This window comes from Nocardia sp. NBC_00403, assembly GCF_036046055.1.
In the GTDB taxonomy this organism is placed as follows: Bacteria; Actinomycetota; Actinomycetes; order Mycobacteriales; family Mycobacteriaceae; genus Nocardia.
Genome location: NZ_CP107939.1, coordinates 6,742,102 through 6,761,404, shown reverse-complemented (window position 1 = coordinate 6,761,404; position 19,303 = coordinate 6,742,102). Strand labels below are relative to the sequence as shown.

20 protein-coding genes are annotated in these 19,303 nt (G+C 66.5%); 15 read left to right on the top strand and 5 right to left on the bottom strand.

Features of this window, described 5'->3' with window-relative positions; genetic code table 11:
* Positions 1 to 42: 42 nt before the first annotated feature.
* Both OHQ90_RS30160 and OHQ90_RS30155 read right to left on the bottom strand, forming a co-directional pair.
* Positions 43 to 618, bottom strand: coding sequence for a DivIVA domain-containing protein (locus tag OHQ90_RS30160; RefSeq protein WP_328403250.1), 576 nt, complete (start codon positions 616 to 618; stop codon positions 43 to 45).
* Between the two features lie 221 nt (positions 619 to 839).
* Positions 840 to 1,505 carry a TetR/AcrR family transcriptional regulator gene (locus OHQ90_RS30155; protein WP_328403248.1) on the bottom strand — a complete coding sequence of 222 codons (666 nt, stop codon included), beginning with the start codon at positions 1,503 to 1,505 and terminating at the stop codon, positions 840 to 842.
* A gap of 58 nt (positions 1,506 to 1,563) precedes the next feature.
* Here OHQ90_RS30155 and OHQ90_RS30150 point away from each other — a divergent pair, with 58 nt between their 5' ends.
* Positions 1,564 to 3,054 carry a flavin-containing monooxygenase gene (locus OHQ90_RS30150; protein ID WP_328403246.1) on the top strand — a complete coding sequence of 497 codons (1,491 nt, stop codon included), beginning with the start codon at positions 1,564 to 1,566 and terminating at the stop codon, positions 3,052 to 3,054.
* A gap of 162 nt (positions 3,055 to 3,216) precedes the next feature.
* Here the strand turns inward: OHQ90_RS30150 and OHQ90_RS30145 are convergent, their stop codons facing one another.
* On the bottom strand, positions 3,217 to 3,864 hold the full coding sequence (locus OHQ90_RS30145) for a hypothetical protein (RefSeq protein WP_328403244.1): 648 nt from the start codon (positions 3,862 to 3,864) through the stop codon (positions 3,217 to 3,219).
* A gap of 91 nt (positions 3,865 to 3,955) precedes the next feature.
* Here OHQ90_RS30145 and yajC point away from each other — a divergent pair, with 91 nt between their 5' ends.
* The 6 genes from yajC (at position 3,956) to OHQ90_RS30115 (ending at position 11,684) form a co-directional block, all read left to right on the top strand.
* Complete coding sequence (yajC, locus tag OHQ90_RS30140; RefSeq protein WP_328403242.1) at positions 3,956 to 4,315, top strand: preprotein translocase subunit YajC; 360 nt, start codon at positions 3,956 to 3,958, stop codon at positions 4,313 to 4,315.
* A 126-nt stretch (positions 4,316 to 4,441) separates the two neighbouring features.
* Positions 4,442 to 6,109, top strand: a complete 1,668-nt coding sequence (gene secD / locus OHQ90_RS30135) for a protein translocase subunit SecD (RefSeq protein WP_328403240.1) — start codon at positions 4,442 to 4,444, stop codon at positions 6,107 to 6,109.
* Positions 6,106 to 7,326 carry a protein translocase subunit SecF gene (secF, locus tag OHQ90_RS30130; protein ID WP_328403238.1) on the top strand — a complete coding sequence of 407 codons (1,221 nt, stop codon included), beginning with the start codon at positions 6,106 to 6,108 and terminating at the stop codon, positions 7,324 to 7,326. The genes secD and secF overlap by 4 nt, the downstream gene beginning before the upstream one ends.
* Positions 7,327 to 7,349: 23 nt before the next feature.
* The gene (locus tag OHQ90_RS30125) at positions 7,350 to 9,065 is read left to right on the top strand and encodes an ABC transporter substrate-binding protein (RefSeq protein ID WP_328403236.1); all 1,716 of its coding nucleotides are present in this window, start codon (positions 7,350 to 7,352) and stop codon (positions 9,063 to 9,065) included.
* 37 nt (positions 9,066 to 9,102) lie between these two features.
* Positions 9,103 to 9,675, top strand: coding sequence for an adenine phosphoribosyltransferase (locus OHQ90_RS30120; protein ID WP_328413183.1), 573 nt, complete (start codon positions 9,103 to 9,105; stop codon positions 9,673 to 9,675).
* A gap of 419 nt (positions 9,676 to 10,094) precedes the next feature.
* Entirely contained in the window at positions 10,095 to 11,684 is a 1,590-nt protein-coding gene (locus OHQ90_RS30115; RefSeq protein WP_328403234.1) for an ABC-F family ATP-binding cassette domain-containing protein, read from the top strand.
* A gap of 81 nt (positions 11,685 to 11,765) precedes the next feature.
* Here the strand turns inward: OHQ90_RS30115 and OHQ90_RS30110 are convergent, their stop codons facing one another.
* Positions 11,766 to 12,191, bottom strand: a complete 426-nt coding sequence (locus OHQ90_RS30110; protein ID WP_328403232.1) for a nuclear transport factor 2 family protein — start codon at positions 12,189 to 12,191, stop codon at positions 11,766 to 11,768.
* Between the two features lie 86 nt (positions 12,192 to 12,277).
* Between OHQ90_RS30110 and OHQ90_RS30105 the strand changes: the two genes are divergently transcribed.
* From OHQ90_RS30105 to OHQ90_RS30085, 5 genes are all read left to right on the top strand, one after another.
* Positions 12,278 to 12,805, top strand: coding sequence for a winged helix-turn-helix transcriptional regulator (locus OHQ90_RS30105; protein ID WP_328403230.1), 528 nt, complete (start codon positions 12,278 to 12,280; stop codon positions 12,803 to 12,805).
* 108 nt (positions 12,806 to 12,913) lie between these two features.
* The gene (locus OHQ90_RS30100; protein WP_328403228.1) at positions 12,914 to 14,185 is read left to right on the top strand and encodes a hypothetical protein; all 1,272 of its coding nucleotides are present in this window, start codon (positions 12,914 to 12,916) and stop codon (positions 14,183 to 14,185) included.
* A gap of 79 nt (positions 14,186 to 14,264) precedes the next feature.
* Positions 14,265 to 14,471, top strand: a complete 207-nt coding sequence (locus tag OHQ90_RS30095) for a hypothetical protein (protein ID WP_328403227.1) — start codon at positions 14,265 to 14,267, stop codon at positions 14,469 to 14,471.
* 4 nt (positions 14,472 to 14,475) lie between these two features.
* Positions 14,476 to 14,925: a PaaI family thioesterase gene (locus OHQ90_RS30090; RefSeq protein ID WP_328403225.1), complete on the top strand. Its 450-nt coding sequence runs from the start codon at positions 14,476 to 14,478 to the stop codon at positions 14,923 to 14,925.
* Positions 14,926 to 15,063: 138 nt separating this feature from the next.
* Positions 15,064 to 15,426, top strand: coding sequence for a DUF427 domain-containing protein (locus OHQ90_RS30085; RefSeq protein WP_328403223.1), 363 nt, complete (start codon positions 15,064 to 15,066; stop codon positions 15,424 to 15,426).
* Between the two features lie 24 nt (positions 15,427 to 15,450).
* Here the strand turns inward: OHQ90_RS30085 and OHQ90_RS30080 are convergent, their stop codons facing one another.
* The gene (locus tag OHQ90_RS30080; protein WP_328403221.1) at positions 15,451 to 15,828 is read right to left on the bottom strand and encodes a hypothetical protein; all 378 of its coding nucleotides are present in this window, start codon (positions 15,826 to 15,828) and stop codon (positions 15,451 to 15,453) included.
* 199 nt (positions 15,829 to 16,027) lie between these two features.
* Between OHQ90_RS30080 and OHQ90_RS30075 the strand changes: the two genes are divergently transcribed.
* From OHQ90_RS30075 to OHQ90_RS30065, 3 genes are all read left to right on the top strand, one after another.
* Complete coding sequence (locus tag OHQ90_RS30075) at positions 16,028 to 16,975, top strand: hypothetical protein (RefSeq protein WP_328413181.1); 948 nt, start codon at positions 16,028 to 16,030, stop codon at positions 16,973 to 16,975.
* A gap of 135 nt (positions 16,976 to 17,110) precedes the next feature.
* On the top strand, positions 17,111 to 18,388 hold the full coding sequence (locus tag OHQ90_RS30070; RefSeq protein WP_328403219.1) for an adenylosuccinate synthetase: 1,278 nt from the start codon (positions 17,111 to 17,113) through the stop codon (positions 18,386 to 18,388).
* Between the two features lie 239 nt (positions 18,389 to 18,627).
* Positions 18,628 to 19,254 (top strand): NUDIX hydrolase, encoded by a 627-nt coding sequence (locus OHQ90_RS30065; RefSeq protein ID WP_328403217.1) that lies wholly within the window; start codon positions 18,628 to 18,630, stop codon positions 19,252 to 19,254.
* Positions 19,255 to 19,303: the final 49 nt, after the last annotated feature.

The following is a 19,303-nucleotide window of genomic DNA, read 5'->3' as shown; positions in this document are numbered from 1 at the left end:
GCAGCGTCATACGCCCCACGACCCGGCGCGGCGGGTAAATGTTCAGCGGTGGTGGTGTGCCGCGTGCTCGAGTGCGGTGACGACGAGGTCGAGGAATGCGTCCACCTCGCCGTGCTCGTACCCGCGGGTGCTGAGCCTGGCCTCGGTGAACCGCACCGCACGCACATCGGTGACGGTGAGGCCGCTGGGTCCGCCGTGGGCGAGGGTCGCGGCGACGAGGTCGAGGAACGCGTCGACCTCGTCGGTGTCGTAGCCGCGGCGACCGATGGGCGCCTGGGTGAATCGCACCCGGTGGATGTCGTCGGGTGTCAGCAGTGGCCCGGAGCCGTTGCCGGACGCGGGTACCGGCCGGGTGCCGAGCTGCCGGAATTCCAGCTCTATCCGAATCTGATCGAGGAATTCGTCGACCTCGTCGGCTTGGTAGCCGCGCCCGCCGAACCGGGGTGCGTCGAAGGCCACGTGCCGGATGTCGTCGGCGGTGAGGGTGCCGCGTCCGTCGAGCGTAGCGGCGACGAGCTCCAGGAAGGCGTCGACCTCATCGGCGTGATAGCCGCGGTGTCCGACCGGTGGCATGGGGAAATGGGTCCGGCTCACGTCCTCGGGGGTCACGCGCGACATTCTGTCAGGGTCATTGCCCTGCTCTGGTCGAATACCACTTCTTCGTACTCCGCGGTCTCTTGCGAACACGTGCGACCCCCATATGGACACCGTCGATCAGTGTTCACCCTAGCCTCCGAAATCGTGCTCGTATCCAGTGAAATTCGGCCAGCTGCCTGCGGATGACCGATGGCGGCCGAGTGTCTTTGCGCCACACCGCATCTACAGTGTGGCGACCGCGATCAGTCTTTGCGGACACCATCGATGAGTAGTCTGCGGATCGCCTCGTTGAGCCCGTCGACGGCAGCGGGGTCGGGGCTGCGCAATCCGTGCACGATGCCTGCGATGAGCATGCCGGTGACGGCCTTTGCGGTGTTGGTGGTGTCCAGATCGGCCCGCAGGTACCCGAGTTCGACGCCGTGCGAGAGGTAGCCGGCGGTCAATGCGTCGGCCATGTCGAGCAGGCCGTAGAGCCGGGCGGTGAGTTCGTCGTCGATGCCGGTCGCGTGGAAGAGCAGCAGCTGGGCCACCCTGCGGTCCTCGACGAGGATGTGGTGGAGTGCTACGCCGATGCGATCGAGTTGAGCGCGGTAGTCGTCGAGCGAGGTCGCGGCGTCCGGGGCGTTCTCGGTGCCGAGGGCCGCCACGATGCGCCCGGCGAGGTCGTCGATGACGTGATCGATGATGTCGCGCTTATTGCTGAAGTAGCGGTAGAAGGTGCCGTGCCCGATGCCGAGGACGCCGGCGATGTCCGCGATTCCGGTGCCGTGATAGCCCTTCTCCGCGAAACAGACGAAGGCAGTGTCGATGATGTCCTGGCGCAGTTCGGCTTTGCGTCGCTCAGCACGCGTGGATGGCTTCGTCACCCTCACGATGATACTGTGTTCACAAACGGAATGATGTGTCATTCCGTGAGGATTGATTCACATTCCCTGCGGGAATGGTTCACTCAGCAGGAGGTTCGACGTGGCGCCTCAGTTCGATGCGGTCGTTGTCGGTGCAGGTTTCGGCGGAATGGGTGCGAGCATCGAGCTCGACCGGCTCGGTCTGAGCAATTTCGTCATCCTGGAACGCGAAGACGACCTCGGCGGCACCTGGCACGTCAATCACTATCCGGGTCTCGCGGTCGACATCGCCTCGGTGACCTACTCGTACTCGTTCGAGCCCAATCCCTACTGGACGCGCCTGTTCGCGCCCGGCCAGGAGCTCAAGAAGTACGCCGAGTTCGTCGCCGACAAGTACGGCCTGCGCCGCCGGATGCGTTTCGGCACCGTCGTCGACGGCGCACGCTGGGACGAGGAGCACCAGTACTGGGTGGTGTCCGTCGCGGGTGGTGAAACCATCACCGGCCGTTACCTTCTCACTGCCACCGGGTTCCTATCCCAGCCCTACACCCCGCCGTTCCCCGGCATCGACTCCTTCGCGGGCAAGATCATCCACACCACCGCGTGGGAGGACGACTTCGACCTCGCCGGTCGCAAGGCCGCGATCATCGGCACCGGCGCGACCGCCGTGCAGCTGGTGCCGGAGGCGGCCGAGAAGGTCGCGGAGCTCACCGTTTTCCAGCGCACCCCGATCTGGGTGGTGCCGAAGGTCGACACCGCGATCCCCGGCCCGGTGCAGAAGCTGTTCGCCCGAGTACCCGCCACTCAGAAGGCGGCCCGGCTGGTGAACACCGGCATGCTCGAGGCGCTGATGGTAGTCGGTGTGCTGCATTTCAAGCAGGCCAAGCCACTGAACAAGGCCGCGGGCCTGCTCGCTAAGGCGCACCTGCGTGCGCAGGTGCGCGACAAGGAAACGCGCAAGAAGCTGACACCGCACTACGACTTCGGCTGCAAGCGCCCGACTTTCTCCAACCTGTACTTCAAAACGTTCAACCGGCCGAACGTGCGCCTCGAGACCAACTCGATCGACCACGTCGAGGCCGACGGCATCGTGACCGCCGACGGGCGCAAGACCGAGATCGACACCCTGATCCTTGCCACCGGCTTCAATCTGTGGGATGTGAACTTCCCGGCCATCGAGATCATCGGCCGCGATGGCGTCGACCTCGGAAAGTTCTGGCGTGACAACCGTTTCCAGGCCTACGAGGGCATCACCGTGCCCAAGTTCCCGAACTTCATCAGCCTCAACAGCCCGTACTCCTACAGCGGCCTGTCGTACTTCACCACCATCGAGGCTCAGATGAAGCACATGGGCAGGCTGCTGAAGGAGACCTTCCGTCGTGGTGAGACAACCTTCGAGGTGACCGAGCAGGCCAACGCACACTTCCTGAATCGAGTGACAGACAAGCTCGGCTCCTCGGTGTTCTACGGCGGCGATTGCTCGACCGCGCGCAGCTACTACTTCAACCAGCACGGCGAGGCCGCGCTACTGCGCCCGACCAGCACCATCAACGCCCACCGTGAGGCAGTCAGCTTTCCGCTCGACGACTACACCTACGGCAAGTCCGCCTAAGAACGACCCTTGGGCGTGCCCGCGGTCGAGATGTCGGCCGCGGGCCCGTCCGAATCGCTACTTGGCGATCTTGCGCAGAATCCATTCCGTGAGTACCGGCGTTACCGCGGAGTGCTCCGAATTGGTGTCGTTGCAACAGAACTCGGTGAGAGCGGTCTGTTCCTATGTCACCTCACGCCGGTCCTTGTCGAGCTCGACGGGCCAGGTGGTCGGATCGAATTTCAGTGCGACCGCGCTGCCCGACGGTACGAAGCAGCTCCAGCGCTTGAACTCTTCCAACTCGATGCCGAGCGCGGTGGCGATCTGGCCGAAGGAGTCGAGGGTGCCGCCGGGGGCGCCGTCGAACGGCGCGACCGCGGTGGTCGTCGATGTGCGCGTGGTCAATCCCAGGTGCATCCCGCCGACCGGCTGTTCGGTGTCGTGGTCCGGCTGGAAACGCGCCGTCGCGCCGCCGACCAGGCCGCCGAGGAACTTCTTGTCGAAGACGACCTCGCCCGGTGTCAGGCCGAGCAGACCGCCGTCGTCTCGACCGTTGGCGCCGCCGAGCCGGACCGGCTGCTGTTGCTGCAGGATCAGCGGAATCCACGCACCGTTGTGCGGTGCGTCCCAGGACAGATAAGTCTCGGTCTGATGCTCGTCCCCGTCGCGTCCCATCGCCGTAAGGGCGTAGCGGGTGACCCGTCCGCCCATGCTCACGCCGCCGGTGACGCCTTCACTGAGAAGTTTGATGCCGACTGGTTCGTCGCCGCCGCCCGGCAACCGCGCAGCGGCGCGCCGAATTGCCCGCCGGAGCGCGAATCGGGACGTCAAGGGTGTGCCGGTGTGGCAGTGGTGACGCGAGCTGGCAGACTGTTGAGATACCTGTCCACACCCACCCACAGACTAGGGACTGACTTCGACGATGGAACTTCTGTTTCCGCTAGTGCTGGTAGGCCTGTTCGTGTCGATGTACCTGATGTCTCGCCGCCAGAAGCGCGAGGCACAGAAGGTCACCGATATGCAGGGCAGCCTGAAAGTCGGCGATCAGGTCACCACCACGTCGGGGCTGTACGGCACAGTGGTCGATCTCGACGACTCCACCGTCGACCTCGAGATTGCCGAAGAGGTTGTCACCACGTGGCTGCGCCTGGCCATCCGTGAGGTGCGCACCGAGGACGAGACCACGGATGAGGCCACGGACGAGACCGTGACCGACGAGGCCGTCGACGGTGCCGTCGAAGAATCCGCGGAACAGACCGAGACCCGGCTGACCAAGGACTGACCGGCCCGACCGGTTATCGGTGAGCCCGCGCGCCGGATGCTGCCGGGCCCCACTCCCGGGTACCCGGCGCCGCTGGTGCGTGCCCGTCCGTTCCACCTCGACTTACCGCCTAGGAGATGACGTACTGTGCCACCTTCCCAAGGATCGGCGCATCCGCTCCGGCTGCTCGGCGTCTACGCCGCGCTGCTGGCCGTGATCTATGCGTTGGTGTTCTTCACCGGTGACAAAGACCCGACCCCCAAGCTCGGCATCGACCTACAGGGTGGCACCCGGGTCACGCTGACCGCGCGCACCCCCGACGGCAGTAAGCCGAGCCAGGACAGCCTGCGGAAGGCGCAGGAGATCATCGAGAACCGGGTCAACGGACTCGGCGTCGGTGGCTCCGAGGTCGTGATCGACGGTGACAACATCGTCATCACGGTGCCGGGTGACGACGGTCAGCAGGCGCGCGCGCTGGCGACCACCGCCAAGCTCTACATCCGGCCGGTGCTGTCAGCCGAATCGGTGGCGAGTCGGGGTGTGCCGCAACAGCCTGTGCCGTTGCCCGACGCGACGCCGTTGAGCCCCGCACCGGAAACACCGGTAGAGGTGTCGCCGGAGCCCGCGCCGCAGCAGCGGGTGTTCCCCGCGCAGGCGCCGACCGAGCCGCCTGCGCCGCCCGGTTCCCCGCAGGAACAGGCACAGAAAGAAATCGCCACGGCCAAGGCTGTGCGGCAGAGCACCGACCCGACCGTCCAGAAGGCCGCGATGGCCGCGCTGGATTGCAGCAAGCCCGACCCGCTGGCAGGCAATGACGATCCGAACCTGCCGCTGGTCGCCTGCTCCACCGACGGCACCGAGGTGTTGCTGCTCGACAAGAGCCGCATCGACGGCCAGGAGATCAAGAACGCGAGCTCGGGGCTCAACCAGCAGCAGGCGCGGCACGAGGTCAACCTCGAGTTCAAGTCCGGCGGCAGTGACGCTTGGGCCACGCTTACCGGCGAATACCTCTACAAGCGAGTCGCATTCGTCCTCGACTCGAAGGTCGTCAGCGCGCCCGTCGTGCAGGCGGGACCGCAGCAGGGCGGCCGCACCACCATCAGCGGCAATTTCAACGCCACCAGTGCGAAGGAACTCGCGAACACGCTGAAGTACGGTTCGCTGCCGCTGTCGTTCCAGATCTCGGAAGCCGAAACCGTCTCGGCGACGCTGGGCCTTTCCTCGTTGAAGGCGGGTCTGCTCGCGGGCGCGGTCGGTCTTGTCGTGGTCCTGCTCTACTGCCTGGCCTACTATCGGATGCTCGGTTTCCTGACCGGCTTGTCGCTGGTCGCCTCCGGTCTCGCCGTATACGGCATCATGGTCCTGCTCGGGCGGTGGATCGGCTTCACCCTCGACCTTGCCGGCATCGCCGGCCTGATCATCGGTATCGGCATGACCGCCGACTCGTTCGTGGTGTTCTTCGAACGCATCAAGGACGAGATGCGTGAGGGCCGCAGTTTCCGCTCGGCCGTGCCACGCGGCTGGCAGCGCGCCCGCCGGACGGTCCTGTCCGGCAACGCGGTGAGCTTCATCGCGGCGGCGGTGCTCTACGCGCTGGCCGTCGGCCAGGTGCGCGGCTTCGCGTTCACCCTCGGTCTCACCACCGTGCTCGACGTGGTGGTGGTGTTCCTGGTGACGGCGCCGCTGGTGTTGCTGGCCTCCAGGACGGCCTTCTGGTCGAGCCCGTCGGTGAATGGTCTCGGTGCGATCCAGCAGGTCGCTCGTGAGCGCAAGGCGGCCGATGCCGCACTCGGGGAAAGCGTGAGGACGCGATGACCAACAGCCAGATCACGCCCTCGCTGCATGAGGACGATCCCGAAACCGATGACGTGCGGTACGCCGCACAGCCCAAGCACAGCTTCCTCAACCGGCTCTACACCGGCACCGGCGCCATCGACGTCATCGGCAAGCGCCGGATGTGGTACCTCATCACTGCGGCCATCGTGCTGATCTCGTTGGGCAGCATCGTTTTTCGCGGTTTCACCCTCGGCATCGATTTCGAGGGCGGCTCGCGGATCCAGTTCCCGGCGGGTAACGCGACCACCAGCCAGGTGGAGGACGTCTACCGCGGCGCCATCGGTACCGACCCGGTGTCGGTACAGACGGTGGGCACGGGCGCGTCGTCCACCATGTTGATCCGCTCCGAGGCGCTCGACAAGAATCAAGTGGAAGCGCTGAACAACGCGCTGTTCAGTAAGTTCCAGCCCAAGGACCGGGACGGGAATCCGAGCCGCGCCGCGATCAGCACCTCCGACGTCAGCGAAACCTGGGGCAGCCAGATCACCCGCAAGGCCCTCATCGCACTCGCGGTGTTCCTCGTGCTGGTCGCCATCTACATCACCATCCGGTTCGAGCGGGACATGGCGATCGCCGCCCTTGCCGCATTGGGCTTCGATGTCTCGGTGACGGCGGGCGTCTACTCGATCGTCGGCCTGGAGGTTACGCCGGCCACCGTGATCGGCATTCTCACCATTCTCGGCTTCTCGCTGTACGACTCGGTCGTCGTCTTCGACAAGGTCGAGGAGAACACCAGGGGCATCCTGCATTTGAACCGTCGGACCTACGGCGAGCAGGCCAACCTCGCGGTGAACCAGACGCTGATGCGTTCGATCAACACCGCGCTGATCGGTATTCTGCCGATCGTCGGCCTGATGGTGATCGCGGTGTGGATGCTCGGCGTCGGCACGCTCAAGGACCTGGCGCTCGTGCAGCTGGTCGGTCTGCTGGTCGGCACCTACTCCTCGATCTTCTTCGCCACCCCGCTGCTGGTGTCGATCAAGGAACGCTGGGGTCCGGTCGCGGCGCACACCAAGAAGGTGCAGAACCGGCGGTCCGGCGTGGCCGCGGCCCGTGCGGGCGCCGAGGCCGAGCGGCGCGCGGTGGCCGCGACCGGCCGGGACTACTCCGAAGCGCCGCGACGGGCGCGGGAACCGGGCGATGCTCCGCGGCCCGGCGCACGGCCGAGCGGAAAACGGTACAAGAAGAGGCACTGACCTACAGGCAGGGGTTTCCTTCCATGCGCAAGCAGTCACTGGCGCGTCTGATCGGATCGGTGGCTGCGGGCACCCTGGCGGCCGGGATGGTCGCCGGGTGCTCCGGTCAGAACCAGGTGCCGTCCATCGGCTACGCCGTCGATGCCGTGATCGCCAGCTACAACGGTGGCAGCACGCTCGGTGCGAGCAGCGGCTCGGCGGCCGTGTTCGGGCGGGTGCTGACGGGGTTCTTCTACACCGGACCGGACGGTCAGCAGGTCGCCGACACCGACGCGGGCACCGCGAAAGAGGTTCCCGGCGAGGCCCAGACCGTGCAGTACCGGCTCAACCCGGATGGTGTGTACTCCGATGGCGTGCCCACCTCGTGTGACGACCTGGTGCTGGCCTGGGCCGCGCGCAGCGGTCGGTTCACCAAACCCGGTGACCGCGGCCCCGCGCCACTGTTCGACGCAGCCAACAGCGCCGGGTACGCCGACATCGAGCGGGTGGACTGTCAGCCCGGCTCCAAGGACGCCACCGTGGTGTTCCGGCCCGACCGGCATTTCCTGCCGTGGCGCACCCTGTTCACCGCAGGCGAGCTGATGCCCGCACACGTCGCGGCGCGGGTGGCCAATGTGCCGAATGTGGTGTCGGCCTTGCAAACCGGTGATCCCGGCGCGATCCAACGGCTGGCCGACTTCTGGAACAACGGCTGGGCCATGAGTTCGGGCAGTCTCGATCTGTCCCGCTTCCCGTCGTCGGGGCCCTACCGGATCGAATCCTATTCCGCCAAAGACGGTTTGGTGCTCATCGCGAACGAGCGCTGGTGGGGCAACAAGCCCGAGACCGGGCGGATCGTGGTGTGGCCCAAGACCGTCGATGTGCGGGCCAAGGTTGCCGACAATGCTGTCGGCGTTGTCGATGTCGGCGCTGGATCGGTGAAAGATCTTAACCTGGACGGTTTTTCGGTACGCACCGTGCCGGGCCGCAGTGTCGAGCAGTTGGTGCTCGGGACCGGGGGAGTGTTCGGTTCGGTGGATGCGCGCCGTGCGTTCGCCCTGTGTGTGCCGAGGCAGGCACTGTTCGACAAACTCGGCAAGGCGAAGGACGCGCCGAAGAGCGGTCTCGGCACCGCACCGCTGAATTCCCGCATCGTGCAGCAGGACTCGCTGTACTACCCAGCGGTCACCGGTGCGGCCGAGAAGTATCGCGGCACCGACGTCCCCGCCGCCACCGCGGCGCTGGCCTCCTCCGGCGCAGGCAAGCCCACCGTTCGCATCGGTTACCTGCAGCCCGATGAGCGTCGTGCACAGACCGTCGCGATGATCGCCGAGGCGTGCAAACCCGCCGGCCTCACCGTCCTCGACGCGGGCGCGGCCGATTTCACCCCCGCTCAGCTCACCGAGGGCAAGGTCGACGCCGTCCTCGCGAGCACCGCGTCGGCGTCGGGTCCGGCCGGATCACTGGCCGGGATCGCCGCGACCAGCGCGTTGCGCACAGGTAGCGGGCTCAATTTCGGTCGCTTCGGTAACGGGCGATACGATGCGATCACCGATCAGCTTGCGGCCGACGATAACTCGACCACAACGCTGAATCTGCTGACCGAGGCCGAAAACCTGCTGTGGTCGGAGATGCCGAGCGTCCCCTTGTTCGCCAATCCCCGCATCATCGCCTTCGGCAACGGTCTGCAGAACGGCATCGCCGGCCCCACGCAGGGCGGGACCGGCTGGAACATGGACCGCTGGGTGTTGAAGCGGTGACAAGGTGTTGTGGGTGATGGACCATGGAGAGGTGTCGATGAGCAAGCACGCGGCGGTCGAATCAGACGACCTGGCAACCGAGCGGACAACAAAGGCCGCCGAGCTGGTAGAGCGTCTTACCCGGTGGCGCGACGATTTCCCTACTCCTGGTGTTCGTTTTGCTGATCTCAGCCCCGTTTTTGCCGATCCTGAGGGCTTCCGCGCCGTCATCGACTGCCTCGCGGATTGTGCACCGCAGGCCGACCTGGTCGCCGGCGTCGATGCTCGCGGCTTCATTATCGGCGCGGGCGTCGCGGCCACTCTCGGCACCGGCGTCCTCGCGGTCCGCAAGGCGGGCAAGCTGCCCCCGCCCGTGATCACCCGCGAATACAGTCTCGAATATGGCACCGCGGCCCTGGAGATCCCCGCCGACGGCATCGATCTGAAGGGCCGCCGCGTGCTGCTCCTCGACGATGTCCTGGCCACCGGCGGCACCCTCGCAGCCGCCGCGGCCCTCTTCGCCGAGGCGGGCGCCGAAGTCGTTGCCGCCGCGGTAGTCCTCGAGCTCGGCTTCCTCGGCGGGCGCGAGCGGCAGGGCGACTACCCGTTGACCTCGGTGGTTCGCATCTAGTCACTTCGAAAGAATCCGTCAGGACGTTGCTCCGGCGCAGCCCGGGGAATGCCGCGCATCATCAGCCTTCCAGCTGATGGTGCGCGGTTTCCTTGGGCGCCCGGCCGCAGCCATGCTGCCGCGCAATACCGCTCCGAGGAGCCGACCGTCGAACAGGCGCGGGCGGGGTGAACAGGTGCGCCCGGAAACGATCCGGCACTCGGCTGACGGCGTGCGCGGGGCTCGTGGAAGGTCGCGCAGCCCGCAGACCTGCGGAGATGATGTGATCGAAATATCACTGGCGCGATCGGTGCGGTTTGCTTACTCTGGACGGGTCTTGTTCCCGTTGATCGGAGTCATGCCGTTGCTCTCATGAGGTAGCCACTCGGGCGGCCCGCGTCTCGCGCGTCGCATTCCGTTGCAACCTCTGGGGTAGGCACATGACCAATCTTTCTATTTCCGATCTCACTTTCTCGTGGCCCGACGGGACTCCGGTCTTCGATGGGCTCGACGCTGTGCTCGGTCCCGGCCACCTCGGTCTGGTCGGCAGCAACGGCGTCGGCAAATCGACACTGTTGCGGCTGATCGCCGGTGCACTGCCGCCGGCGCGTGGCTCGATTACGGTTTCGGGTCGCCTGGGCTATCTGCGGCAGGATCTCGGACTCGGCGACGGGCTGCGGGTGGACGAAGTGCTCGGCATCGCGGATACGCGAAAAGCCTTGCACCGCATCGAATCCGGCACGGCAGCTGACGCCGACTTCGACATCGTCGGCGGCCAGTGGGACGTCGAGGAGAGCGCCGTCGCGCTGCTCGGCCGGCTCGGTCTGCACTATCTGGCCGACTCGACAGAGCAGCTCGATCGCCGACTGGAAACCCTGTCCGGCGGCGAGACGGTACTGCTGGGATTGGTGGCGCAGCTGCTGCGCGAGCCCGATGTGCTGTTGTTGGACGAACCGACGAACAACCTGGATCATGTTGCCAGGCAGCGGCTTTATGCCGTGGTCGCCCAGTTCTCCGGCACAGTGCTCACCGTGAGCCACGATCGTGAGCTGCTGGACCGGATGACCTCGATCGTCGAGCTGCGGCAGGGCGAATTGCGGTTGTTCGGAGGAAATTTCAGCGAGTACGAGCGGATCATCGAGGCCGAGCAGCAGGCCGCGCGGGCGGTGATCCGCGATGCGCGCAGCGATGTGCGCAAGCAGGCACGCGAACTTGTGGAGGCGCGCATCAAACTGGATCGACGACTGCGCTACGGGCAGAAAATGTGGGACACCAAGCGCGAACCGAAAATCGTGATGAACGAGCGGAAGCGGCAGGCGCAGGTGTCGGCGGGCAAACTGCGCAACAACCACATCGAAAAGGTCGATACCGCAAAGGAACAGCTCCAGCAGGCGCAGGAGTTGTTGCGCGACGACCGGGAGATCCGTGTCGATCTGCCCGACACCCGGTTGTATCCGGGCCAGGACGTGATCGAGCTCGACGGGGTCCGGCTGGCGTGTGGACCGAAGGTGACGTTGCGGGTGACCGGCCCTGAGCGTATCGCGCTCACCGGCCGTAACGGCGTCGGCAAAACCACGTTGCTGCACCGGATCGTCGAGGAATCGCCGAAGGTCGCGTGGCGGATGCTGCCGCAACGTCTCGACGTCTTCGACGAGCCGTGTTCGGTGTTCGAGAACGTGGTGGCGGCGGCACCGCACGCGTCGGCGGAGCAGATCCGGGCACAGTTGGCGCGGTTCCTGTTCCGGGGTACCGACGCCGATGTCGCCGCCTCGGCACTGTCCGGTGGTGAACGCTTGCGTGCCGCGCTGGCAATGCTGCTGCTGGCCGACCCGGCGCCGAAGCTGTTGCTGCTCGACGAGCCGACCAACAATCTCGACCTGCCGAGCCTGGAGCATCTGGCCCAGGCGCTCGCGAGTTTCGAGGGCGCGCTGATCGTGGTGAGCCACGACCCGCGGTTCCTCGACGACATCGGAGTGACCCGTCGGGTGGAACTCACCACCGACGGCCTGGTCGAGACTCCGGTCGGCTGATGCGGCGGCGTGGGGCGCGGTCGCGCAGCGCCGCACATTCCTCGGTGTCGTGCACCCGCAGTGCCCTGCGGGTGTCGCGCATCAAGGGGTGTGCGGCCGCGCTCCGGCGGCTCGCCGCATGACGCCGGGGTGTCGGATGAGCCGGGGGCCCAGCCTGACCGCGAGGAAGGTGAGGGCGGGCCACGGGCGGATGTGCGGGTTCAGCTTGCGGATGCGGCCGTCCTTGTCGAGCTCGATGACCATCGCCTCGGTCATTCGGAACGGTCCGATGGATGCCTCTCCCAACAGGACTCGGTGCGCCCCGTCGCCGATCTGATCGGTCCACTGCATCGCGGAGATGCCGCGGTACACCGCGGTCAGCAGGATCCGAAGATCGTCCTGCCCGCGGAACACCAGTCGCCCGGAGATCGGGGAGGCCAGCTCGGCGTCGGGTGCGAGGGTTTCCATCAGCGCGTCGATGTCGGCGGACTCGGTCGCTTTGCGGAACTGGGGCACTGCGTTTGTCATGGCCTCGATCGCCTCTCGTGCGTGGTGTCGGTCGAGGCGAATCCTTCCCCAGTCGCTTGCAAAAAGCAATGGACTAGAATGGTCGGGTGCCCAAGGCTGCTATGTCCGACATCGTCTGCTCGATCGCGCGCACCCTCGACGTGGTCGGCGAGCGGTGGACGCCGCTGATCCTGCGCGACCTGTTCGTCGGCCTGAACCGATTCGAAGACATCCGCCGCGACCTCGGCATCGCCACCAACGTCCTTACCGCCCGCCTGGAAACCCTCCAGCAGCACGGTATCGTCGAAACCCGCGCATACCAATCGAATCCGGTCCGCTACGAGTACGTGCTCACCGATCAGGGGCGCGACCTCTATCCGGTCCTGACGATGCTCATCACCTGGGGCGACAAATGGCTCGCGTCTGAAGGTCCTCCTGCCCTGGTCGTGCACGACGACTGCGGCCGAACCACCTCCGGCGTCGTCACCTGCACCAACTGTCATACCCCCCTGACCGCCGACAACGTCCACTGGCTCAAAGGCCCCGGCGCCCACCGCGCCCCAGGCACCATGCTCATCGGCGACTATCTCCAGCCGCCGCCACGTCGAGCCGGACATGACGGTGTTCCGACCTGACCTCTGCGGCCGCCATGTCCCGCTCACGCCCTGGCTGATCGGTGGTGGCGGAACCCGGGTGTGCTGCCCCGACTTTCGGCGTTGGACCGCGGACACAAGGATGTATCCATGGGAATCGAGCTGAATGTCGCGGGGGTGTGCCGCGGGCCCACTGAAGATTTTCTGCAACGGGTCGAGCGGTGGTTGCGGACCGGGCCCGCGGGGGCGCGGATCGATTGGACCTCGACGTCGGCACCGTTCCGCAATCCGGTCGAGGTATCCGGCGACCAGTTGCTTGCCGTGCTACATCCCGCGGCCGAGCCGGTCGATCTGCGGGCGGCCCACGGTCAGGTGGTGGTGACCGCGGGATGTGCGCCGGCCGGGCCCGGCTATCACCGGCACGTCGCCGCGGTCCTGCACGAAATGGGCAGGGAGTTCGACATCGTCTGGGACGAGGGGACCGATGATCCGCTCGGGCTTGCGGATAACCGCGCGGAGGTCGAACGGGACTATTTGACGTGGATTCGAACGCTCGCGCACACCGTGCTCAGCCAGGTGCCGACCGAAGGCAATGTGGTGTCGCTCGGATTGTCTCTCGGCAGTGACCAATTCGACTACGAGGGCCTGGCCGCGACCTGGCTCGGACCCCGTGACGTCGACTGGTTCCGCGCTGTCGCCGATGGCGACGAAGCCGCCGCCGTTCGATTCTTCCCTTGGTGGGAGGACGGCTGGACGGCGCGAACCTTCCGTGACACCGCACTCGGCATCATGTGGAACGACGTGCGCTGGCGGGTTCCCACCGACGAAGACGACGCACCGGCATTGCGTCAGGCCGACACACTGCTCGCCGAGGCGAGTCGGCTCGACTACGCACTCGAATTGCCCTGGGCGGCCTGGCACGAGCTGCGCGGACTGCTCGGCACGCTGGAACCGGTTGTCGACGACGCGCCCGCGGACCTGGCTGAACGCGCCAGCCACGATTTCGGCGCACGTCCCGGGTATCGGCGCCGGCCGGTGTTCACCTCGCTGCTGCCTGGTTGGAGTTTGCGCATCCCCGGCGATTTCACCTACGGGTGGGATGGTGACCGCTGGTGGGCGTGGGACGGCGAGCGCCAGATCGACATCACGGTGCTCCGGGTGGACGACGAAAAGACCGGTCCACCGCCCGCGGCCATGCTGCAATACGGCGCGAATGCGACCGAAGGGCACCGCGGCGAGCCGGTGCTCGGCGGGCCCGGCGACGGCTGGTGGTTGCCCTCCAGTGACACCGACGAAGCCGGTGTCCAAGGCATCGCCAGCCACCGCAACGGCGAACTGCTCCTGGTCACCATCAGCGTTCCCGACGCGGAGATGAACTGGGCGATCGAAACGTGGCGTTCCCTGCGCTATTCGCCCCGTTGAGGATCCGCTGCCACGACGAAGCCGCTCAGCGTCCATCCGTCGGGTCGCCGATGTCGCGATCGGGTACCCGGATGAGGTGATGGGCGAAAAGTGTTGCGCTGTGGTGGTTCCCGCGTCAGGATCGGCGGTGACACGGCAGGAACTGGCCGAGCATCTCCGCGCTGTGGCGGTGGCCTCGGTCACATTTCCCGAACGCCTCGTGCTCGCCACCGAACTGCCGCGCAACTCGGTCGGTAAGCCGATGCGTCGCGACCTGCGCGCCGAGCTCCTCGACACCGAAGGTTGACCCCATGGCCGATGCCCCGGTCGGACTACACCGCGCAACCCCGAACATCACCGACGGCGACGCCGCCGCCCAGCTCACCGCATTACTGCAGGGCCGACTGCCGGGACTGCTCGGCGTACGCGTGCTCACCGCCGACGCTGCCCGAGTGACCGCAGAAATGGAGGTCAAGGAGGAGCTCATGGCCCCCAACGGCTACCTGCACGCGGCCACCGTCGTGGCGCTCGCCGACACCGCCTGCGGCCTCGGCGCCCGCCTCAGCCTGCCCGACCGCGCCGACAGATTCACCACCATCGAGCTGAAATCCAACTTTCTGGCCACCGCGCGCGCGGGTCTGATCCGCACCGAGGCAACGCTCGTGCACGGCGGCCGTCGCACCCAGGTCTGGGATGCCGTGGTCAGCGACGGCGCAGGTAAGACCATGGCGCTGTTCCGCTGTACCCAGCTGATCCTCTAACCGCCGCACGTCCTCGAATTCGAGGAACAGCGCGACGGCGCGCTCGCCCGCGAGGCCATGAAGCGTGAGCCTCGAGCCATTTGAACCCGCCGCCGCGGAGCCGGAATAGAACGATCGGCGCGGTCGGTTGGAGTAACCATGACGAGACCTGTTCTGCAGCCGGGCCCGGATCATCCGATCACCGTCACGCCACACCCGGAGCGCATTGTCGTTCGAGTGCACGGTCAGGTGGTCATCGACACGCAGAACGCACTGGTTCTGCAGGAAGCGTCCTACCCGCCGGTCTATTACCTGCCGTTGGCCGACGCCGAGGAATCGGTGCTGGAGCGCACCGACACCGCCACGTATTGCCCCTACAAGGGCGACGCGAGCTACTTCACCGTTTCGGTCGACGGTGCACAGAGCATCGACGCGGGATGGGCCTATGAGTCGCCGTACCCGGCCGTCGCCGAGATCAAGGACCACATCGCGTTCTACCCCGATCGCGTCGACGCTCCCTAACACTCGAGCGGTTGCGGCGACGGGCTACCGCACGAGACCGAGGCAGAGCTTGAAGCCAGGGGCTCCGCCCATCAGGTGGGCGTCCGCCGATTGCAGGGGCCGGTCCTGAGCGACGATGTGCATATCGTCGTCGGGGACCTGGTCGCGCGGTACGCCCAGCGCGTGCAGGAAGCCGGTAATGACTTCTCGTGGCGCCGTATCGTCGGCGTGGCGGGCGGACATATCGGCGAAGAGCTGGCAGTCGGGAAATTCGGCGGTCAGCTGATGGGCGAAACGTAGCGCAAAGGTTGTCTTGCCGGTGCCGACCCGTCCGCGCACGACCATCGGGTCACGGGAGTCGGCGATCCCCACCATGGCCGCCCGGGCGCAAGTCGAGGGGGAGTACAGCGCCGCACTCGCCATCCCGTTCCGCGATGTTCCATCCGGCGGGTGAACGTCCGTAGTCGAGGTGGGGTGCAACAGGCTACCCACCGCCTAAGCCTGAATCACCTTAGAGCTGTTGGGCATTAACGGTTTTCGGGCATCTCGGAAAGAACAACTCTTGACGACAATTGTTTTGGTCGAATACACTAAAACAAGCTCGTGAGAGGACGTGAACGACATGGGATACGGACATTGGGACGACACCGCCTACCGTGCGGCGAAGACCTACCGCGCCGGCCGGGGGCTCGACGATTTCGGATATACCGCGGCCATGCGCGCCGAACCGTCCACGAGGTGGAGCGCGCACCCCGACCTCGATCCACTCGGGGTCGACGTGCGGGAATGCCGGGATTCGACCGAGCACGGAAACTCGCTGCCTATCGCGATATTATTCGACGTCACCGGGTCGATGGGGCAGGTCCCGATCATCATGCAGGACAAGCTCGGCAAACTGCACGGGCTATTGCAGCGCAAAGGCTATGCGGAGGATCCGCAACTACTGTTCGGCGCCATCGGTGACGCCGACAGTGATCGGGTTCCGCTGCAGATCGGCCAGTTCGAATCGGACAATCGGATGGACGAGCAGCTGCGCGCGGTGTTCCTGGAAGGCGGCGGCGGTGGGCAGAAATCCGAAAGCTACGAACTGGCAGCATATTTCATGGCAACCCACGTCGTTACCGATGCCTGGGAGAAGCGGCGAAAACGCGGCTACCTTTTTCTGATCGGCGACGAGCTCAACAAACCGAAGCTGGCGAGCAGGCATACTCGCGAAGTGATCGGCGACCATGTGCGCCGAGATATTTCGGTGGAATCCATCTACCGTGATCTCGCCGAACGCTGGCACGTCTACTACATCCTGCCGAACCAATCCAGCTACTTCGACGACCCGGAAATCGCCGACCACTGGCGCGACCTACTCGGCCAGAACTTCCTGAAACTCGACGACCCCCGTGCCGTCTGCGAACTTATCGCACTCACCATCGGCCTGGAAGAAGATCGCGTCGACCTGCCCACCGGTCTGGCGGACCTGCGAGACGTGGGCTCGACTGGCGAAGCGGCTTCCGTGGGAAAAGTGCTCGGCACCAATAGTCCTGGTATCCGAGCCCTGCCCGGCGGACGTGGCTGAGGCAGCCGATTCGAGCGGATCATCGCCGCCGCGGCCTGCTGCGCCGCAGGGCCCGGCATCGCCGGCAGGGCCGTCGCGTGCGCACAGGTTGCCGCCGCTCGGTGATCGACCGGACGAATCATGAAGGGGTGCAACATGTCTCATGGGCACATCATTGTGGTCGACCTCGGGTTCGGCGATGCGGGCAAGGGGGCGACGGTCGACTGGTTGTGTTCGCCGGAGGCAGAGTTGGGTGTGGCGGCGGTGGTGCGATTCAACGGTGGGGCGCAGGCGGCGCACAACGTGGTGGCCGAAGGACGGCATCACACCTTCGCGCAGTTCGGGTCCGGGACGTTCGCGGGTGTGCCGACCCTGCTGTCGCGGCACATGCTCGTCGAGCCGATCGCGCTGGCGGGGGAGGCACGGCGGTTGGCGGCGCTCGGTGTGCCGGACCCGCTCTCGATGCTGTTCGTGGACGGGCGGGCACTGCTCACGACGCCCATCCACATCGCCGCCAACCGTGCTCGTGAGGACGCGCGGGGGCTCTCGCGGCACGGTTCGTGTGGACGTGGCATCGGGGAGACGGCCTCGTATGCGCTCGGACACAACGCGCCGACGGTGTCGGATTGCTTGCGCCCCAGTCTACTTCGCGACAAGCTGCAGGCGCTGGCCGCGCACTACGGGCCGCTGATCGCGCCGAGCGAACACCGGTTCGAGCCGATAGCCGACCTTCTCGACATGTATCGGGAGTTCGCCGCCGCGGTGCGGATCGTCGACGGCGCCCACCTCGCACACTTTGCGCGGCAGGGGCGCTTGGTCTTCGAAGGTGCCCAAGGCATCCTGCTCGACGAGTGGCGCGGCTTCCACCCCCACACCACGTGGTCGACCGTCGAACCACGCAATGCCCGCGCCATGCTCGCAGGCATCGGCGCCGAGGGCTACGTGCTCGGCGTGACGCGCACCTATCTGACCCGACACGGTGCGGGCCCGCTGCCGACGGCGGACACCACCCTCGCGATCCCCGAGCCACACAACACGACCGGCCCCTACCAGGGCCCCTTCCGGCTCGGCCATTTCGACCCGATCCTGCTCCGCTACGCCATCGCGGCATCCGGTGGTATCGATGGGCTGGCCGTCACCCACCTGGATGCGCCGGGAACGCGCTATGCCGCAACCGGATACACAACCTCCACCGGCATCGTCGACCACCTCGCGCCGGGTACCTGGCAGGATCTCGACCATCAGCGGCACCTAACCGACCTCCTGACCACCGCGATCCCGGAACTGACCGCCATGCCGAGCGATCCGGTGCCCTGGCTCGAACACCAACTCGGCACCCCCGTCGTGCTCACTGCCGACGGCCCCGATCGCACCGATCGGATGCCGCTGCGTGCGATGCGGGCACGGGAGACCTCTGCTGGTTCGACGCGGTGATCGTGGCCGAGACAATGCGCAGCTCCGTCGGCAGCGGCACGCCGGATCCATTACGGCGCACTCCACTCGACGCCACCGCTCGCAATGTCGCCGGTCGCATGAATGCCGACGCATTGCGACCGTGCGGCGCGGGGTCCACGGTGCTGGCAATGGTCGTGAAGCGTGCGCTCGGGTGTCCCGTTCGTCGGGCGGGCCCTGCATCGTGGTCGAGTGCGCAGGCTGGGGCAGGATAGGTCGACGTGGAGCAATCTGTGGTTTCGGTGGATGTGGTGGCGTTGCGATTCTGGGGTGCGGACGCGGGGGTCACGATCGGGGTTGCGCCGCGCGAGCTCGAGCCGTTCACCGGGGAGTTGGCATTGCCTGGGGTGTTGCTGGGGCGGGGGGAGCGGTTGGTTGGGGCAGCGCGGCGGGCGGTGCATGCCAAGTTGGGTGTGCCCGAGGCCGCGATCGGTGCGGTGGGGCAGTTGGTCACCTTCGACGAGCCGAATCGCGACCCACGCGGCCCGACCTTGTCGATCGCGATGTGGGCAGTTGTCGGCCCACACGAGGGTCCGGCGCAGTGGGTGTCATTCGACGCCGTGCCCCAGCTCGCCTTCGACCACAATCGGATCGTCGACGCCGCACAGGGCTTGCTCGCCCGCCTGCTCTGGAAGGACATTCCCTTCACCCGCGCCCTGACGGGTGATGAGTTCCCCGCCACCCGCGCCGTTGAACTCAGTACCACCCTGCAGGGCGCCAAGCCGGACCCGGCAAACCTGAACCGCACCCTCGCCGCCCTCCCCGGCCTCTACCGCACCACCGAACGCCGCCGCGTCAAAGCCACCGGCCGCCCCGCCGCCGTCTGGGCGTTCACGCCGACCGAGTAACCCAGCCCGCCTGGAGACGCCCGCCTGACCGGCACATGGTGGAGTGGCC

What these genes read in the sequence shown, in the direction of transcription:
- OHQ90_RS30160 (WP_328403250.1), bottom strand. Translation starts at nt 618, where the DNA reads ATGTCGCGCGTGACCCCCGAGGACGTGAGCCGGACCCATTTCCCCATG.
- OHQ90_RS30075 (WP_328413181.1), top strand. Translation starts at nt 16,028, where the DNA reads ATGGGATACGGACATTGGGACGACACCGCCTACCGTGCGGCGAAGACC.
- OHQ90_RS30080 (WP_328403221.1), bottom strand. Translation starts at nt 15,828, where the DNA reads ATGGCGAGTGCGGCGCTGTACTCCCCCTCGACTTGCGCCCGGGCGGCC.
- OHQ90_RS30085 (WP_328403223.1), top strand. Translation starts at nt 15,064, where the DNA reads ATGACGAGACCTGTTCTGCAGCCGGGCCCGGATCATCCGATCACCGTC.
- OHQ90_RS30095 (WP_328403227.1), top strand. Translation starts at nt 14,265, where the DNA reads ATGGGCGAAAAGTGTTGCGCTGTGGTGGTTCCCGCGTCAGGATCGGCG.
- OHQ90_RS30115 (WP_328403234.1), top strand. Translation starts at nt 10,095, where the DNA reads ATGACCAATCTTTCTATTTCCGATCTCACTTTCTCGTGGCCCGACGGG.
- OHQ90_RS30110 (WP_328403232.1), bottom strand. Translation starts at nt 12,191, where the DNA reads ATGACAAACGCAGTGCCCCAGTTCCGCAAAGCGACCGAGTCCGCCGAC.
- secF (WP_328403238.1), top strand. Translation starts at nt 6,106, where the DNA reads ATGACCAACAGCCAGATCACGCCCTCGCTGCATGAGGACGATCCCGAA.
- yajC (WP_328403242.1), top strand. Translation starts at nt 3,956, where the DNA reads ATGGAACTTCTGTTTCCGCTAGTGCTGGTAGGCCTGTTCGTGTCGATG.
- OHQ90_RS30070 (WP_328403219.1), top strand. Translation starts at nt 17,111, where the DNA reads ATGTCTCATGGGCACATCATTGTGGTCGACCTCGGGTTCGGCGATGCG.
- OHQ90_RS30120 (WP_328413183.1), top strand. Translation starts at nt 9,103, where the DNA reads ATGAGCAAGCACGCGGCGGTCGAATCAGACGACCTGGCAACCGAGCGG.
- OHQ90_RS30125 (WP_328403236.1), top strand. Translation starts at nt 7,350, where the DNA reads ATGCGCAAGCAGTCACTGGCGCGTCTGATCGGATCGGTGGCTGCGGGC.
- OHQ90_RS30090 (WP_328403225.1), top strand. Translation starts at nt 14,476, where the DNA reads ATGGCCGATGCCCCGGTCGGACTACACCGCGCAACCCCGAACATCACC.
- OHQ90_RS30100 (WP_328403228.1), top strand. Translation starts at nt 12,914, where the DNA reads ATGGGAATCGAGCTGAATGTCGCGGGGGTGTGCCGCGGGCCCACTGAA.
- OHQ90_RS30155 (WP_328403248.1), bottom strand. Translation starts at nt 1,505, where the DNA reads ATGACACATCATTCCGTTTGTGAACACAGTATCATCGTGAGGGTGACG.